We start from the raw sequence: 14508 nt of genomic DNA on the forward strand, positions 1-14508 counted from the left end.
CCTGTCGCGCTGCGGCGCTGGGACCCTGACACCGCTCGGTGTCAGGGTCCCAGCGCGTCCGGCGTCGAGTACGGCGGTCGCCGCAGACCCGGCCGTCGTATGGCAGGCTCGTGCTGTGGCGCCGACGCCGGACGCCACGACGACGGCGGGCCGCCGCCTCAGGAGGCGCGGCAGGGAAAGGACGTGACGCAGTGTCAGAGGTTCCTCGCGAGTCCGGATTCCTTGAGACCACCGACGGGCAACGGATCTACTGGGAGGAATGGGGCAACCCCCAGGGAACGCCCGTCCTCTACCTGCACGGGGGTCCTGGCGGCGGGCTCGGATCAAGCGGCTACCGGCACCGGACGGATCTGGAACACTGTCGCGTTCTGGGCTTTGAGCAGCGTGGCTGCGGCCGCTCCGTGCCGCACGCCTCCGATTCAGAAGTGGACCTCACCCTGAACACCACGGCCCACCTCCTCGGGGACATCGAAGCCCTCCGGGTTGCCCGTGGAATCGACCGCTGGATCGTCAACGGCGTCTCCTGGGGTTCCACGCTTGCGCTCGCCTACGCGCAAGCCCATCCGGAACGGGTGCTGGGCCTTGTGCTCGTGGCCGTCACCACCACGAGCCGCCGTGAAGTCGAATGGATCACGGAGGGGGTGGGCATGATGTTCCCGGAGGCGTGGGACAGGTTCGCCACCTTCGCCGAGGACTCGGGCATCGGTTACCGACGTGGACAAGCACGTCTTGTCGACGCTTACGCCCGGCTGCTGCGCTCGCCGGACAGAGCGCTCCGGGAAGCGGCGTCGAAGGAGTGGGCTCTCTGGGAGGACACACACGTGTCGATCGGCGCGGGCGGATTTTCGCGGGATCCCCGCTGGGAGGATACGGCCTACCGCCTCGCTTTCGCGACCCTGACGACGCACTACTGGTCGAACGCGGCCTTCAGCGAGGCGGGCCTGCTGGCCGGGATGGACAGGATCAGCGACATACCTGGGTGGCTCATCCACGGCAGGAACGACATCTCGGGCCCCGTGGTCACGGCTTGGAACGTGCACCGTCTCTGGCCGGCCTCGAACCTCATCATCGACGAAGGCGAAGGCCATGGCGGCGCCTCGATGATCGAGGCCTGGTCCCGGGCCAACGACGAACTGCTGGCGGCGGTCCGGGCCGAGGGGATCGCGTGAGCGGGGTGACGCGCCGAGACTCGCGGGTGGTGCGCAAGGTCGTCGCCTACGTCGTGCACCGAGGGCGGCTTCTGGTCTTCACCCACGATGACATCCCGCTTGAGATCACCGGCGTGCAGGTTCCGGCGGGGACCCTGGAAGAGGGTGAATCCGCCGCCGAAGCCGCGGTCCGCGAGGTCTTGGAAGAGACGGGACTGAAGGTGCGCGTCGTCCGCGACCTCGGCGTCGAGCTCTACGATGCGCGGCCGGCCAAGGATGAAGTGCACCAGCGTCATTTCTTTCAGCTCGCACTGGTCGAAGAGCCGGTCCCTGAGCGGTGGCAGGCGGGCGAAGAGCACCCCTCCGACGGCGCCGCGCAACGTTGGACCTGCTGGTGGACTCCGCTGGAGAACGGCCACGCGCTCAGTGCGGGATTCGGCGCACGCCTGGGGCTCGTGCAAATGGAAACCGGGATCGGCGCTGCTCCGGGGACAGCTGCGGACCTCCCCGTCGGCGCCTTCCTCCGGCCTCTGACCGCGGAGGACGCTCCGGAGGTGCTGGCCGCCTTCCGGTCGAATCCGGATATGAACCGCCAAGGCCGAGTGTGCACGCTCGAAGAAGCGGAGCGTTACGTCTCGAACCTCGTCTCGGCGGAATCGCCTCATCGACCCTGGGCGATCGTAGACCGCGGCCAACTTGTCGGGCTGGTCTGTGTGAGTGTGGACGCCGCCAACCGCTCCGGCTGGTTCTGGTACTGGATGAATGAGCGAGGCCGCGGGCGTGGACTGATGCGCCGTGCCGCAGCGACCGTCGCCGAACGAGCTCTGTCCCATGAGGGTCTGGAACGGCTCGAGCTCGGTCACCGCGTCAACAATCCGGCGTCGGGCGCCGTGGCGAAGGCGGCAGGCTTCATCCGGGAAGGAACCGAACGCGGTAAGTTCCTGGTCGCCGGCCGGAGGATCGACGTCGACACCTACGGCAGGCTGCGGTCCGATCCTTGCCCTTCGTTCAACCCCCTCGACGTACGTGAGGAGTGACCGTCGCCCTGTGGTGGGCTGATCGAACCTGACCGGAACTATCGGGTCCCGCCCCACACCCGGCCCGGAGAATCATTGGTGTCAGGAGGACCACATGATCGCCACGCTCAACGCCCTGGTCGACCACATCGAGAAGAACCTCGGTGAGCCGATCGACGTCGCCGGATTCGCCCGGTGGCACGGCACCACGGAGTATCACCTGCGGAGGATGTTCGCATCTCTGGCGCAGGTGCCGCTCTCGGAATACATCCGCAACCGCCGGATGACCCTCGCCGGCGCCGAACTGGCCGCAGGCGCGCCGCATCTCCTCGATGTGGCCGTGCGGCACGGCTACGGGTCGGTCGAGGCGTTCGGCCGGGCGTTCCGTTCCGTGCACGGCGCCAGCCCGTCCGAGGTGCGACGCCATGGTGGTCCGCTCAGCACTCACACCATGCTCAGGTTCCGCCTGAGTGTAGAAGGGGGCACGTCCATGGACGTCACCATCACCGAACTGCCCGGCCTCATGCTCGTCGGGCATGCCGTTCGGGTCCCACTCATCCATCGAGGGGTGAACCCTCACATCCAGGCGCACATCGCCGCGATCCCGGTCGAGGAACACATGCGCCTCAAGGCCCTGAGCAGCGCCGAGCCGTCGGGAATCCTCGCCGTCACCGACGGCGTCGACCCGGACGCTCCGGAAGGATCCCTGCTCACGTATCTGCACGGCGTCGCGGTGAAGTCCGGCACGGACGTCCCTGAGGATCTCGACGCTCTCCCGCTCGACGCCGGCACCTGGGCGGTCTTCGCCGCGCGGGGCCCGTTCCCGGAAACGCTGCAGAACCTGTGGGCCGCGACGGCGACCGAATGGTTCCCGTCGAACCCGTGGCGGTTGCGGCCCGGGCCGTCGATCGTGCGGTACCTGGAATTCACGGAGAGCTTCGCCTCCTGTGAACTTTGGTTGCCGATCGAGAAGGCGTAAGCGAGCGGCTGTGCGGCCGACGTCGGTCATGGCAGGATCAATGTCCATGACCGACGTCGAGAACATCACGGATGGCATTGCGCTTCTCCGCACTCTGGAGACGATCCCCACGTGGAGGAAGCCCCGGTGGGGAGATCTTGGCCTGCCCGTTGTCGACCGAGGTGACCATGCGATCTTCCCCCTTGCGGTGGTGCCGCTGAGTGATTCCGGTGACGCTGGGGCTCTCCTTGAGACCGAGACCACGCTGAGGCGTCACTGCATCCACTTTTACGGCGGCGACTCCTTTCACGCCGAGTCGGTCCTCAGTCCGGACGACGGCTACGGGCGGAAGGTGCTCGAGACCGGGGCCATTCCCCACGGAAGCGCCTTGCTGTGGTGGGTGATCCAGAACCTTGCCGTCGTGCTCGTCCGCGCCGTCGATGAACGAGAGCGGTTGGAGACCCTTGCTCTCCACGTCCTCCCGAAGGACTGGGTCTGGGAACCAGCGTTGCCATCGACCACCAAGCGCGCCGCGTCTCATGCGCGCCGCATGGCCCGGGAGTGTGCCGCCGCCGACGCGAGCTGGTCCTGGCCTCTGGGGTGAAGCTGCGGAAACGTGGTGCCGACCCATTGCCGACCTCCGTTGGGGCACCTACGATCAGTCTGTGCTGCTCGCCGCCCTGCCTCCACGCCGTCTCGGTTCCGCCAAGGACCCCGCCCCGCTGCGCTTCGGGCAGGTGGACCCGGAGTCCCCGACGTCGTCGCGCTGTCTTTTCATGGCGGGTGAGCCGGCCTTCGAACTCTCGTTCTGGTGCGGAACCTGCCAGTTCCTGTTCAAACGGAAGGCCGGCGCGAACGGGACATTGTCGTCGGACGTGACTCCGCTGGCGGCGCTGGAACAGACAATCAGCTCGGTCGACGACGGCCTGATCGACGCCTTCGCCGAGCTGCTGCCCGAAGGGGACTATCTGCCGCTCCTGCTGGAGGTTCAAGCGGAACTGGTCGCGCCCTGCGGCGAGCGTGACTACTTCTCACACGAGCAGGTGAAGACCTGGGGTGTCGACGGCTTCTGGGGCTTGCCGGAGAATCCACGCAGTTACTACTACCGGACGTTTGAAACGTCGGTGTCTGACGACGCGCATCTTTACGAGTTCGTCGTCCCGATGGTGCCTCCGGCGTGGAACGATCGCGCCCGGGTGTCGCACTACGAGCAGCTCCTGGGCCAGGGCACGACGCCGACCGCCGTCGCGCTTTCCACCTTGGACGTGTGCCAGCCGGCGATCGCGGAGGACGGGCAGGATTACTACGCCCACTGGGGGCTCACTCATTTCCTGCTCGACGGCCACCACAAGCTGGAAGCCGCGGCCCGGCAGGGAGGGAGCGTGCGGATCCTGGCCTTCGTCAGCCTGAGCGACAGCCTCGCCGGACCTGCGGAGCTGGAGAAGCTTCCGGAACTGCTGCGCCGCCCGGCCAGAGGGCGCACGACCCCTGGCGAAGGTTCCTGAGAAGCGCCGTTCACGCCGCCAGGGTCAGGGTCCCGACCCGTTCGTATGAGGGCGCCGGGTCCATCCCGTCATGGATGACCCGTTTACGGTCCCAGATGTTCGGTGCAGTTGATGCGGTCGATGACCCAGCCGCCAGATGCTCCGAAGTGCAGCTCCGTGATGCCGGTGTTCCGGATGTGGAGCTTCATCCACGCGTCGGGAGCGGCACCGAGCACGGTGCTCACGAAGGATCCCACCACGAAGGCGTGAGTCACCGCGATCACTGTCCCGGGATGCTCAGAAGCGGTCAGTCTTCGCCAGGCCTCGGCCATCATTGCGCCGTTGATGTCGCGTTCTTCCGGAGGTACCGAACGGAGGTAATCCCACTGGCGCGGAGAGTAGTCATCGGCGCGGTCGTCCGACGGGTAGGGGGTGCGGTCCTCCAAGAGTTCCGAGAGCGTCGGGAGGAGGCCGAGTCTCTGTCCGAGGAGTTCGGCGGTCTCCCGGGCCCTCTGGCGAGGTCCGTGCAGGAGAGTATTCGCCTGAGAGGTCGCGAGGAGTTCTCCCAGGCGCTCGGCTTGCTCCCTGCCCGCCGGGCTGAGGCCCGGGTCGGATGCGTCGGATGCCGTGGCTTCGGCATGTCTGATCAGGAGCAAACGGTCCATGGCAACACTGTATCCAGGCCGGTCAATCCCGTCCCTAACCCCCGAGCCCTCGTGCGATCAGCGCGTCGAAGGCGCGGTCCGGGAGTACGGCGCGCAGGAACACCAGGGGTTTCGCCCCGAACCCGGGGAGGTAACGGGTCCGCGGATGCCTGGCAGTGACGGCTTTCACGATCGCCTTGGCGACCACCTCCGGCCGGGAGGCCAGACGGGCCGCCGGACCCGAGCTGCCGCCGATCGTCAGGGCCATGGCCGCGGCCTGGCGTGCGTACGGCCCGTCTCCCGAAACGTCCTGAAGGTTCCCCGCGGCGATGCCGCCCCATTCGGTCCGGATCGACCCGGGCTCGATGAGGACGACCTCGATCCCGAAGGGCGCGAGCTCCATCCGCAGGGCGTCGCTGAGTCCCTCGACCGCGTACTTGCTGGCGTGATACCAGGCGCCCAGCGGCATGGCGAAGCGCCCGCCCATCGAGCTGACGTTGAGGATCCGACCGCTGCGCTGCGCCCGCATCTGAGGAATGACGAGCTGCGCCATCCGCGCGAGCCCCAGGACGTTGACGTCCAGTTGAGCCTGAGCGGTCGTCAGCGGGACTTCCTCCACCGAACCGTAGGATCCATAGCCGGCGTTGTTGACCAGCACGTCGATCCGGCCTTCCGCCTCCAGGATCGCGGCGACGGCACGCTCCGAGGACTCCGCGTCCGTGACGTCGAGCGAGACCGTGCGGATGCCGACGTCGGCGAGGGCGGCCATGCGGTCTACGCGGCGGGCCGCCGCATAGACGGTGAAGCCGGCCGCAAGCAGCCCGCGAGCGGCGGCCTCGCCGATCCCCGACGACGCCCCCGTGACCAGTGCGACCTTGTGCGTCATGTCTTCATCCTTTGCTGGCGTGTGGAGTGCCGGGTGGGCCGGCCCGGGCTGAGGGGTGAAGCGGCCGTTCATTCCATTCTCACGGAGTTTCCAGGGACATCCCTGACCGTCGCCGGATCTCCTGGATGACGGCGCGAAGATTGGGGCCGTCCGCGGCAGCCGTCCGGACCACGAGCGACACCTCGCGGAAGGACGCCTCGCCCGTGAGAGGCACCGCCGTGACGCCGGGAGGAAGAGGCCCGCGCCCGAGCCGGGGGACGGCGCCCACGGCCAGCCCCACCGAGATGTACTGGATGATGGACTGGAATTCCGCGGCTTCGTAGGCGGGGCCTGTGGGGCTGCCGAGGCCGCCCTGGGCTGCGATCCACTGACGGTACGGCCCGTCGTCGGGGGTCACCGCCCACGGTTCGTGACGCAGCTGCTCCATGGACAGACCCGGCTCTCCGGCGAGGGGATGGTCGCTGGGCAGGATCGCGTCGATGCGGTCCACGCCCAGCGGGATGCGCCGGAGCTCGGGGTCCGGAGCATCCTCGGCGAGCCGCCCCCAGGTCTTCACGAGGGCCATGTCGGTCAGGCCGGTCCGGACGAAGAGCAGGGATTCCTCGGGTTCCAGTTCGAGCGGCTGCACCACCAGGTCCGGATGCTCCCGGGTGAGCGCGGCGACGGCGGGGATCACAAGGCCCCTCAGCGCCGTCGGGAAGACCGCGATCCGCACCCGGCCCGACGGCTCGCCGTCGTGCGCAGCCGCCAAGTCGTCCAGGGCCAGAAGAATGGGACGGCCGCGCTCCACCAGTGATCTCGCGTACTCGGTGAGGACCACCCCGCGGCCCACCCGCTCGAGCAGCGTGCAGTGCACGGCGCGCTCGAGCCGCCGGATGTGCTGGGTGATGTTCGACGGCGTGTAGCTGAGGAGCGTCGCGGCTGAGGTCACTGAGCCTGTGTCAGCCACGGCGATCAGGGCGCGGAGCGAGAGAACGTCGATCATTCAGAAATTCTACGGTTAATGTCCAAGGAACTGTTACTGGTGCTAAAAGAATTTCGCGCCCATGATCGATACATGACTTCCTCTACGGATCTCCCGGCCACCCGCAAGCCGGCTCAGCCCGCCCCGGCCTCTCGGTCCACCGTGCGGCGCGCCAAAATCTGGCTCGCGCTCGCGATGGCGGGCTGGGGCACCATCGGGGTCTTCAGCATCCAGGCCGGGACGGACCCGATCACCACCGTCGCCTGGCGTTGCGTGTTCGCGGCCGGTGCGCTGCTCATCCTCGCACTGGCGACGGGCGCCTTCCGTCAGAGCGTCTGGTCGCGGAAAGCCGTTCTGCTCACGCTCGGCGGCGGGGTGGCTCTGGTGGCGAACTGGGTGCTCCTCTTCGAGTCCTTCGCCACGACCACCATCACCGTCGCCACCGTCTCCTACCACATGGAGCCCTTCCTGCTGGTGGCCCTGGGCGCGGTCATCAGCCGCGAGATGCCCCGGATGCGGGACCTGGTCTGGCTGGCGGTGGCCTTCGGTGGGCTGCTGCTCGCGACGAAGTTCATCGGTGTGAACGGAGTCGAGCGGCTGTCGGGGACCGAGCTCGTCGGCGTCGTCTCGGCGCTGCTCGCGGGCCTCCTGTACGCACTCGCCACCCTGGCCGCGAAACACACCACCGGTATCCGTCCATATGTGATGACCCTCCTCCAGTGCGTCACGGGAGCGGTGCTGCTTCTGCCCTTCGCCTCGCCTGTGCAGTGGAACGGCTCCGGATGGTGGTGGATCGCCGCGATGGGCGTGATCCACACGGGCCTGCTCTATTCCGCGCTGTACAGCTCGGCCCGTGTGCTGTCGACCGTCGCGCTCGCCGCACTCTCCTTCGTGAACCCTGCGGTCGCGATCTTCGCGGACATCGCCGTCTACGGCCACATCCCGGACCTGGTGCAGCTGGCGGGCATCGTCCTGATCGCAGTCGCCACCCTCACCATCACCGCGCCACGGAGAGAAAAACCCCTCGACTAGGCTGGTGACCGCCCGTGTTCCTGCGCTCAACCGGCCATGCCGAAGGAGTTCCAGTCCATGTCTTCCGTTCTCATCCGTGATTGCCGAGGCCCCGAGGAGTACCCGCGACTGGTCGCCATCTGGCGCACCGCCGTGGACGCCACCCACGATTTCCTCACCGTCACCGATCGCGAGGAGATCGAGGCGCAGCTCGCGGCCGCCTACTTCCCCCAGGTGCGGTTGAGCATCGCGGAGCTGGACGGGCAGGTGGCCGGTTTCGCGGGGACCGCCGGCGAGGGTCTGGAGATGCTGTTCGTCGACGCCCCCGCTCATGGCCGTGGAGTCGGCAGCGCGCTGCTGGAGCACGTCGTCTCGACGCAAGGTGTGCGCACCGTGGACGTCAACGAGCAGAACCCAGGGGCCACGAAGTTCTACACGCGCCGCGGATTCGCCGTGATGGGACGCAGCGAGACGGACGACGCCGGCCGGCCCTATCCGCTCCTGCACCTGGCCCTCTCCGGGTTGCGCCCGGCCCCCCGCGTGGTCCGCCGGGGAGAAGGCATACCGCTCCTGTTCGTCCACGGCAACGGCATCGACCACCGCCTGCTGCTGGATCTGGACGACGTCTTCGACGACGGCGGCTGGGAACGTCTGTACCTCGACCTCCCCGGGTTCGGCGGCACTCCCGCGCTGGCCGGCGACGGCGACCTGCCGGCCCTCGCGGACTGGCTCGACGCCGCGGCGGGGGAGCTGACGGGCGGGCGGCCGTTCGCCGTCGTCGGCAACTCCCTGGGTGGCCTGCTGGCCCGTGAACTGGCGGCCCGGCGCCCCGAACAGGTGCTCGGCCTGGCGCTGCTGGCGCCCGTGGTGGACCCGGACCACTCGCGTCGCACGGTTCCGGAGCAGACCGTGCTGCGGCGCGACGAGGAGCTGCTCCGCTCGCTCAGGCCCGGTGAGGCGCTGAAGTACCAGGAGATGGCGGTGGTGCAGTCGCGGGAGAACTGGGAGCGTTTCCGGACTGCGGCGTTGCCAGGGCTGAAGACCGCGGACTCGCGCGCGATAGATCGCCTGGCGGAACGGTACTTCCTGGATCCGGCGCCGGACGCGCGCCTGGGCGGGTACGCGAAGCCCGTGCTGATCGTGGCCGGACGGCAGGATCACGTGGTCGGCTTCGAGGACCAGCAATCGCTGGCCGGGAGGTTCCCGGATGCGCGGTACGCGGCACTCGACGAGGCCGGGCACAACGTTCACCTGGATCAGCCGGAGGCGGTCCGCGACCTCCTCCGGGAGTGGGTGGCGCGGATCCGGCCGTGACTGACCGGCTTCGCCGGGACGGCCCCGGCGCCAAGCCACCTCAGTACGAGCCCCGCACCTGGCCGTCGCCGTCGGGCTGCGGGATGAATCGCGCTGCCAGGGCCTCGGACGCCCGGGCCGCCAGCGCGACGTCGGCCCCCACCAGCAGGAAGCGCGCACCGGCCTCCGCATAGCCGGACGCGGCTTGCGGGTCGAAGGCGTTGACACCCACGGGCTTCCCCGCGGCCGTCACGTCGGCGAAGGCCCGCCGCACGGCGGCGACCACGTCCGGATGCCCCTGCTGCCCCAGGAATCCCAGGGAGGCGGCCAGATCGCTGGGACCCACGAACACGCCGTCGATCCCGTCCACCGCCGCGATGGCGCGCGCGTTCTCCACGCCCTCGCCGGTCTCGACTTGAACGAAGACCGACACGTGCTCGGCAGCGTTCTCCAGGTACCCCGGGACGCGGTTCCAGCGCGCCGACCGTGCCAGCGCGCTGCCCACGCCGCGGATCCCCTGCGGCGGGTACTGGGCCGCGGCCGCCACGGCTCGCGCCTGCTTCTCCGTGGAGACCATCGGCACCAGGATGTTCTGCGCTCCCAGGTCCAGGACCTGCTTGATGATGACCGGGTCCGCGGACGGCACCCGGACCACGGCCGTGACCGGATAGCCGGACACGGCATGCAGCTGGGACAGCACGGACTCAAGCCCGTTCGGCGCGTGCTCCATGTCGAGGAGAACCCAGTCCAGACCCGAACCGGCCATGACCTCGGCCATCACCGGTGAGCCGGAGCAGACCCAGCCGCCGAACAGCGGCCGCCCGGATTCCTGCAGACGGCGGCGCAGGGTGGGATTCAGAGGAAGCGGCATGAGATGGTTCCCAACGGTCCGTAGTCGCAGAGCACGCTGTCGCCTCGGGAGATCCAGACGGGCCGGGTGAAGGACCCGGCCAGGATGATCTCCCCGGCCTCCAGCCGGTCTCCATGGTGGTGGAGCTTGTTCGCCAGCCAGGCCACTCCACTGGCCGGATGGTTGAGGACTCCCGCGGAGACGCCGGTCTCCTCGATCGTCTCGTTGCGGTACAGCAGCGCGGACACCCAGCGCAGATCGACCGCGTCCGGCTGGGTGGGATTGCCGCCCAGGACCATGCCGCCGTAGGCCGCATTGTCGCTGATGGTGTCCACGATCGTGCGGCCCTCCAGCTCGATGTGGGAGTTCAGCACCTCCAGCGCCGGGGTCACGTACTCCGTGGCCCGCAGCACGTCCATGACCGTGCAGTGCGGCCCCTCCAGCGGTGCGTTGAGCACGAAGGCCAGTTCCACCTCGATCCGGACGTTCGAGTAGGCGTCGAATGGCAGCGTGGACCCGTTCTCCCAGACGGTGTCATCGAACATCACTCCGTAGTCCGGTTCCGTGATGCCGGTGGCCTGCTGCATGGCCTTGGAGGTGAGGCCGATTTTGCGGCCCACCAGCCGGCGGCCCGCCGCCAGGTTCTTCTCCCGCCAGACGCGCTGGATGGCGTATGAATCGTCGATCGTCGCCTCGGGGTGGCGTGCGGTGATCCGGGGGATCACCGCACGGTCGCGTTCGGCGTCGGCGAGTTCCTGTGCGAGCCGGCTGATCGTCTTGTCGTCGAGCATGCCCTGCCTCCCTCTTCCGGTTCCGTCAGAGCTGGTTGCCCAGCTTGTACTCGCCCTGCTTCCACTCCGGCATGGCCTCTTCGTCATCCGGACGGGTGTAGGAGAAACCGTCCGCGCCGATGGTCACGGCCATCTCACTCGCATCCGTGCGCGCGACGACGGGCTGCGGCTTCCCGTCCAGGTCCAGGACGAGCGACGCCTCGGTGTACCAGCTGGGCACCACGGGGTTGCCCCACCAGTCGCGCCGCTGGTTGTCGTGCACATCCCAGGTGATGACCGGGTTGTCCGGATCGCCCGTGTAGTAGTCCTGAGTGTAGATCTCCACGCGGTGCCCGTCGGGGTCACGCAGGTACAGGTAGAAGGCGTTGGACACCCCGTGGCGGCCCGGTCCGCGCTCGATCGCGTCACTGCGGCGCAGGGCCCCGAGCTTGTCGCAGATGGCCAGGATGTTGTGTTTCTCGTGCGTGGCGAAGGCGACGTGGTGCATCCGGGGTCCGTCGCCACCCGTGGCCGCCGTGTCGTGCACGGTCGGCTTGCGGCGCATCCACGCGGCGTACACCACGCCGTCCTCGTCCTGGATGTCCTCGGTGACCCGGAATCCCAGATCCTGGTAGTGCCGCACGGCACGGGGCACGTCCGGCGTGACCTGGTTGAAGTGGTCCAGCCGGACCAGCTCGCCCGGCGTCTGGAGGTCGTAGCGCCAGGACAGCCGCTCCACGTGGTCGGTCTGGTGGAAGAACTCATACGGGAAACCCAGCGGATCCTCCACCCGCACCGAGTCGCCGATGCCCTTGACGAAGCCCTCCGGGCGGCGCTCCACCCGGCAGCCGAGCTCCGTGTAGAACGCGACGGCCCGGTCCAGGTCCTCCGGGGTCCGCACCCGGTAGGAGAAAGCGGCGACGGCGGCCACGGGTCCCTTGCGCAGCACCAGATTGTGGTGGATGAACTCCTCCGTGGAGCGCAGGTAGATCGCGTCCTCGTCCTCCTCGGTCACATGCAGACCGAGGACGTCCACGTAGAAGACCCGTGACGCGGCCAGGTCCGTCACCACGAGGTCCATGTACGCGCAGCGGAGGATGTCCGGTGCGGGGGAGGTGGGCGTGGCCACCGGATCCGTGGCGTGGATCGGGGCCTCTTGGCTCACATAGAAGCCGGAGGAGGTGAGGGTGCGGTCTTCCAGATGCGTCATGTCATGCGTCCTTGCGTGAGATGGGGCGGCTTGCTCGGGCTCGTCAGGCTTTGCCGAAGGTCGGGTTGTGGACCTTGCCGAGCGTGATGTGAACCGCCTGCTGGTCGGTGTAGAAGTCGATCGAGCGGTAGCCGCCCTCGTGGCCCAGCCCGGAGGCCTTGACGCCGCCGAACGGGGTGCGCAGATCCCGCACGTTGTTCGAGTTCAGCCAGACCATGCCGGCTTCGACGGCCTGGGAGAAGTTGTGGGCGCGCTTCAGGTCATTGGTCCACACATAGGCGGCCAGGCCGTACTTGGTGTCGTTGGCCAGTGCGAGAGCCTCTTCCTCCGTGTCGAAGGGGGTGATGGCCACGACCGGGCCGAAGATCTCCTCCTGGAAGATCCGGGCGTCCGGCGCGACGTCGGCGAACACCGTGGGCGCCACGAAGTTGCCGAAAGCGAAGCCTTTGGGCTGCCCGCCGCCGGCCACCAGGCGTCCCTCGCCCTTGCCGATCTCGATGTAACCCATGACCTTTTCGAAATGCTCGGGGTGCACCAGCGCACCGACCTCGGTGGCCGGATCGTGCGGGTAGCCGACCTTGACCCGCTGGGCCTGGGCGGCGTAGCGCTCCACGAATTCGTCGTAGATCCCACGCTGGACCAGGATGCGGGAGCCGGCCGTGCAGCGCTCGCCGTTGAGGGAGAAGACCCCGAAGATCGTGGCGTCGATCGCGGCGTCCAGGTCGGCGTCGTCGAACACCACGGCCGGGCTCTTGCCGCCCAGTTCCATGGAGAGGCCCTTCAGGAAGGGGGCTGCGTTGCCGAAGATGATCTGGCCGGTGCGGCTCTCGCCGGTGAAGGAGATCAGGGGCACGTCCGGGTGCTTGACCAGCGCATCCCCGGCGTCTTCGCCGAGGCCGTTGACGAGGTTGAAGACGCCCTTCGGCAGACCGGCCTCCTCGAAGATCCCGGCCCAGAGCGAGGCGGAGAGCGGGGTGAACTCGGCCGGCTTGAGCACCACGGTGTTGCCGGTGGCCAGGGCGGGGCCCAGCTTCCAGCTCTCCAGCATGAACGGGGTGTTCCACGGCGTGATGAGCCCGGCGACGCCGATCGGCTTGCGGTTCACGTAGTTGATCTGGCGTCCCGGGACCTTGAAGGTGTCGTCCGCCTGGGCCACGATCAGGTCCGCGAAGAAACGGAAGTTCTCTGCCGCCCGCCGGGCCTGGCCCAGCGCCTGCGTGATGGGGAGCCCGGAGTCGAAGGACTCCAGCTCGGCCAGCCGCTGGTCCCGGGACTCGACGATGTCCGCGATGCGGTGCAGGATCCGGGAGCGCTCGCGGGGGAGCATGCGGGGCCAGGGGCCCTCGGTGAAGGCGCGGCGGGCCGCCTCGACGGCGCGCTCGATGTCCGCCTTCTTCCCCGCGGCGGCCTTGACGTAGACCTCGTTGGAGACGGGTTCGAGGACGTCGAACGTGTCCCCGTCGAGGGAGTCGACGAACTCGCCGTCGATGTAGTGCCGGATGCGATCGGGGAGATCCGCGGGGACGTGCCGCTGATCGAGGGCGGGTGAAGTCATGCTCTCCTCCAAGGATGTGATCGTGGCACCCGGATGGGTGCTCAGGCGGTGGGCCCGTCGCCGGGGTGGCGCTGGGCGAGGTAGGCGTTCATCGTGGCCCAGCGGTGGTTGCGGGCGGCCATCTCGATGTCGAGCGGGTCGGCGCCGCTCCGGATGAGTTCGATGATGCGGTCATGCTCCTCCACCGATTCGCGGGCACGGCCGGGGATGAAGGAGAAGGTGGAGTCGCGGACTCCGGCCATGCGGGCCCAGCCCCGGTGGACCAGGTCCAGGATGTGAGGGTTCGGGCACGGTTCGAACAGCACGGTGTGGAACTGCTGGTTCACCACCGTGAAGAGGTGCGGGTCGAAGTCGTCCAGGAGCCGGCGCAGGCGTTCGTTCATCTCGGCGGCGCGGTCCAGGTCCGCCGGGGCGAGACGCGGTGCGGACAGCGAGGTGGCGACGCCCTCCACGACCCCCAGGGTCTGCATGGTGTGGACGTACTCCTGCTCGTCCACCAGGGTCACCCGGGCGCCGACGTTGCGTTCGAACTCCACGAGCCCCTCGGCCTCCAGCCGCCGGACGGCCTCACGGACGGGGACCACGCTCATGTCCAGGGAGGAGGCGATGGAACCGAGCACCAGCCGGTAACCGGGCCCGAACTCGTGGCGCGCGATGCGCTCGCGGATCCACTCGTAGGCGATCTGGGACTTGCTGAGGGAGGTGACGGTGCTGCTCAT

At 68.5% G+C, this 14508-nt stretch carries 15 protein-coding genes; 7 read left to right on the forward strand and 8 right to left on the reverse strand.

What is annotated here, in order from left to right; translation table 11 throughout:
• Positions 1-191 precede the first annotated feature (191 nt).
• From AB4Y75_RS02830 to AB4Y75_RS02850, 5 genes are all read left to right on the forward strand, one after another.
• A complete protein-coding gene (locus AB4Y75_RS02830; RefSeq protein ID WP_441434367.1) occupies positions 192-1169 on the forward strand; it encodes an alpha/beta fold hydrolase in 978 nt (325 codons plus the stop codon).
• Entirely contained in the window at positions 1166-2185 is a 1020-nt protein-coding gene (locus tag AB4Y75_RS02835; RefSeq protein ID WP_441434368.1) for a GNAT family N-acetyltransferase, read from the forward strand. The genes AB4Y75_RS02830 and AB4Y75_RS02835 overlap by 4 nt, the downstream gene beginning before the upstream one ends.
• Positions 2186-2279: 94 nt before the next feature.
• A complete protein-coding gene (locus AB4Y75_RS02840; protein ID WP_441434369.1) occupies positions 2280-3143 on the forward strand; it encodes a GyrI-like domain-containing protein in 864 nt (287 codons plus the stop codon).
• A 46-nt stretch (positions 3144-3189) separates the two neighbouring features.
• Positions 3190-3726, forward strand: a complete 537-nt coding sequence (locus AB4Y75_RS02845) for a hypothetical protein (protein WP_441434370.1) — start codon at positions 3190-3192, stop codon at positions 3724-3726.
• Between the two features lie 61 nt (positions 3727-3787).
• The gene (locus tag AB4Y75_RS02850; RefSeq protein WP_441434371.1) at positions 3788-4627 is read left to right on the forward strand and encodes a hypothetical protein; all 840 of its coding nucleotides are present in this window, start codon (positions 3788-3790) and stop codon (positions 4625-4627) included.
• A gap of 83 nt (positions 4628-4710) precedes the next feature.
• Here the strand turns inward: AB4Y75_RS02850 and AB4Y75_RS02855 are convergent, their stop codons facing one another.
• From AB4Y75_RS02855 to AB4Y75_RS02865, 3 genes are all read right to left on the reverse strand, one after another.
• Positions 4711-5271 carry a histidine phosphatase family protein gene (locus AB4Y75_RS02855; protein ID WP_441434372.1) on the reverse strand — a complete coding sequence of 187 codons (561 nt, stop codon included), beginning with the start codon at positions 5269-5271 and terminating at the stop codon, positions 4711-4713.
• Between the two features lie 34 nt (positions 5272-5305).
• Positions 5306-6136, reverse strand: a complete 831-nt coding sequence (locus AB4Y75_RS02860; RefSeq protein ID WP_441434373.1) for an oxidoreductase — start codon at positions 6134-6136, stop codon at positions 5306-5308.
• Between the two features lie 79 nt (positions 6137-6215).
• Positions 6216-7121, reverse strand: a complete 906-nt coding sequence (locus tag AB4Y75_RS02865) for a LysR family transcriptional regulator (RefSeq protein WP_441434374.1) — start codon at positions 7119-7121, stop codon at positions 6216-6218.
• Positions 7122-7193: 72 nt separating this feature from the next.
• Between AB4Y75_RS02865 and AB4Y75_RS02870 the strand changes: the two genes are divergently transcribed.
• Together AB4Y75_RS02870 and AB4Y75_RS02875 are read left to right on the forward strand one after the other, a co-directional pair.
• Positions 7194-8132, forward strand: coding sequence for a DMT family transporter (locus AB4Y75_RS02870; protein ID WP_441434375.1), 939 nt, complete (start codon positions 7194-7196; stop codon positions 8130-8132).
• 57 nt (positions 8133-8189) lie between these two features.
• Positions 8190-9425: an acetyltransferase gene (locus AB4Y75_RS02875; RefSeq protein ID WP_441434376.1), complete on the forward strand. Its 1236-nt coding sequence runs from the start codon at positions 8190-8192 to the stop codon at positions 9423-9425.
• A 40-nt stretch (positions 9426-9465) separates the two neighbouring features.
• Here AB4Y75_RS02875 and AB4Y75_RS02880 read toward each other — a convergent pair whose 3' ends face one another.
• From AB4Y75_RS02880 to AB4Y75_RS02900, 5 genes are read right to left on the reverse strand one after another with little or no spacing between them, the layout of a single operon-like run.
• Positions 9466-10275: an HpcH/HpaI aldolase family protein gene (locus AB4Y75_RS02880; RefSeq protein ID WP_441434377.1), complete on the reverse strand. Its 810-nt coding sequence runs from the start codon at positions 10273-10275 to the stop codon at positions 9466-9468.
• Positions 10260-11045: a 2-oxo-hept-4-ene-1,7-dioate hydratase gene (gene hpaH, locus AB4Y75_RS02885; RefSeq protein ID WP_441434378.1), complete on the reverse strand. Its 786-nt coding sequence runs from the start codon at positions 11043-11045 to the stop codon at positions 10260-10262. The genes AB4Y75_RS02880 and hpaH overlap by 16 nt, the downstream gene beginning before the upstream one ends.
• A 25-nt stretch (positions 11046-11070) precedes the next feature.
• On the reverse strand, positions 11071-12234 hold the full coding sequence (gene hpaD / locus AB4Y75_RS02890) for a 3,4-dihydroxyphenylacetate 2,3-dioxygenase (protein ID WP_441434379.1): 1164 nt from the start codon (positions 12232-12234) through the stop codon (positions 11071-11073).
• A 43-nt stretch (positions 12235-12277) separates the two neighbouring features.
• Positions 12278-13789, reverse strand: coding sequence for a 5-carboxymethyl-2-hydroxymuconate semialdehyde dehydrogenase (gene hpaE / locus AB4Y75_RS02895; protein ID WP_441434380.1), 1512 nt, complete (start codon positions 13787-13789; stop codon positions 12278-12280).
• A 41-nt stretch (positions 13790-13830) separates the two neighbouring features.
• Positions 13831-14508 carry a GntR family transcriptional regulator gene (locus AB4Y75_RS02900; RefSeq protein WP_441434381.1) on the reverse strand — a complete coding sequence of 226 codons (678 nt, stop codon included), beginning with the start codon at positions 14506-14508 and terminating at the stop codon, positions 13831-13833.

Origin of the sequence: Arthrobacter sp. RAF14 (genome assembly GCF_052114185.1) — a bacterium.
Taxonomy (GTDB): Bacteria; Actinomycetota; Actinomycetes; order Actinomycetales; family Micrococcaceae; genus Arthrobacter_E.

Bases quoted from the DNA above. Each gene is read 5' to 3' on its own strand.
- AB4Y75_RS02840 (WP_441434369.1), top strand. From the start codon at position 2,280: ATGATCGCCACGCTCAACGCCCTGGTCGACCACATCGAGAAGAACCTC.
- AB4Y75_RS02845 (WP_441434370.1), top strand. From the start codon at position 3,190: ATGACCGACGTCGAGAACATCACGGATGGCATTGCGCTTCTCCGCACT.
- AB4Y75_RS02855 (WP_441434372.1), bottom strand. From the start codon at position 5,271: ATGGACCGTTTGCTCCTGATCAGACATGCCGAAGCCACGGCATCCGAC.
- AB4Y75_RS02860 (WP_441434373.1), bottom strand. From the start codon at position 6,136: ATGACGCACAAGGTCGCACTGGTCACGGGGGCGTCGTCGGGGATCGGC.
- AB4Y75_RS02865 (WP_441434374.1), bottom strand. From the start codon at position 7,121: ATGATCGACGTTCTCTCGCTCCGCGCCCTGATCGCCGTGGCTGACACA.
- AB4Y75_RS02870 (WP_441434375.1), top strand. From the start codon at position 7,194: ATGACTTCCTCTACGGATCTCCCGGCCACCCGCAAGCCGGCTCAGCCC.
- AB4Y75_RS02875 (WP_441434376.1), top strand. From the start codon at position 8,190: ATGTCTTCCGTTCTCATCCGTGATTGCCGAGGCCCCGAGGAGTACCCG.
- AB4Y75_RS02880 (WP_441434377.1), bottom strand. From the start codon at position 10,275: ATGCCGCTTCCTCTGAATCCCACCCTGCGCCGCCGTCTGCAGGAATCC.
- hpaH (WP_441434378.1), bottom strand. From the start codon at position 11,045: ATGCTCGACGACAAGACGATCAGCCGGCTCGCACAGGAACTCGCCGAC.
- hpaD (WP_441434379.1), bottom strand. From the start codon at position 12,234: ATGACGCATCTGGAAGACCGCACCCTCACCTCCTCCGGCTTCTATGTG.
- hpaE (WP_441434380.1), bottom strand. From the start codon at position 13,789: ATGACTTCACCCGCCCTCGATCAGCGGCACGTCCCCGCGGATCTCCCC.
- AB4Y75_RS02900 (WP_441434381.1), bottom strand. From the start codon at position 14,508: ATGAGCAGCACCGTCACCTCCCTCAGCAAGTCCCAGATCGCCTACGAG.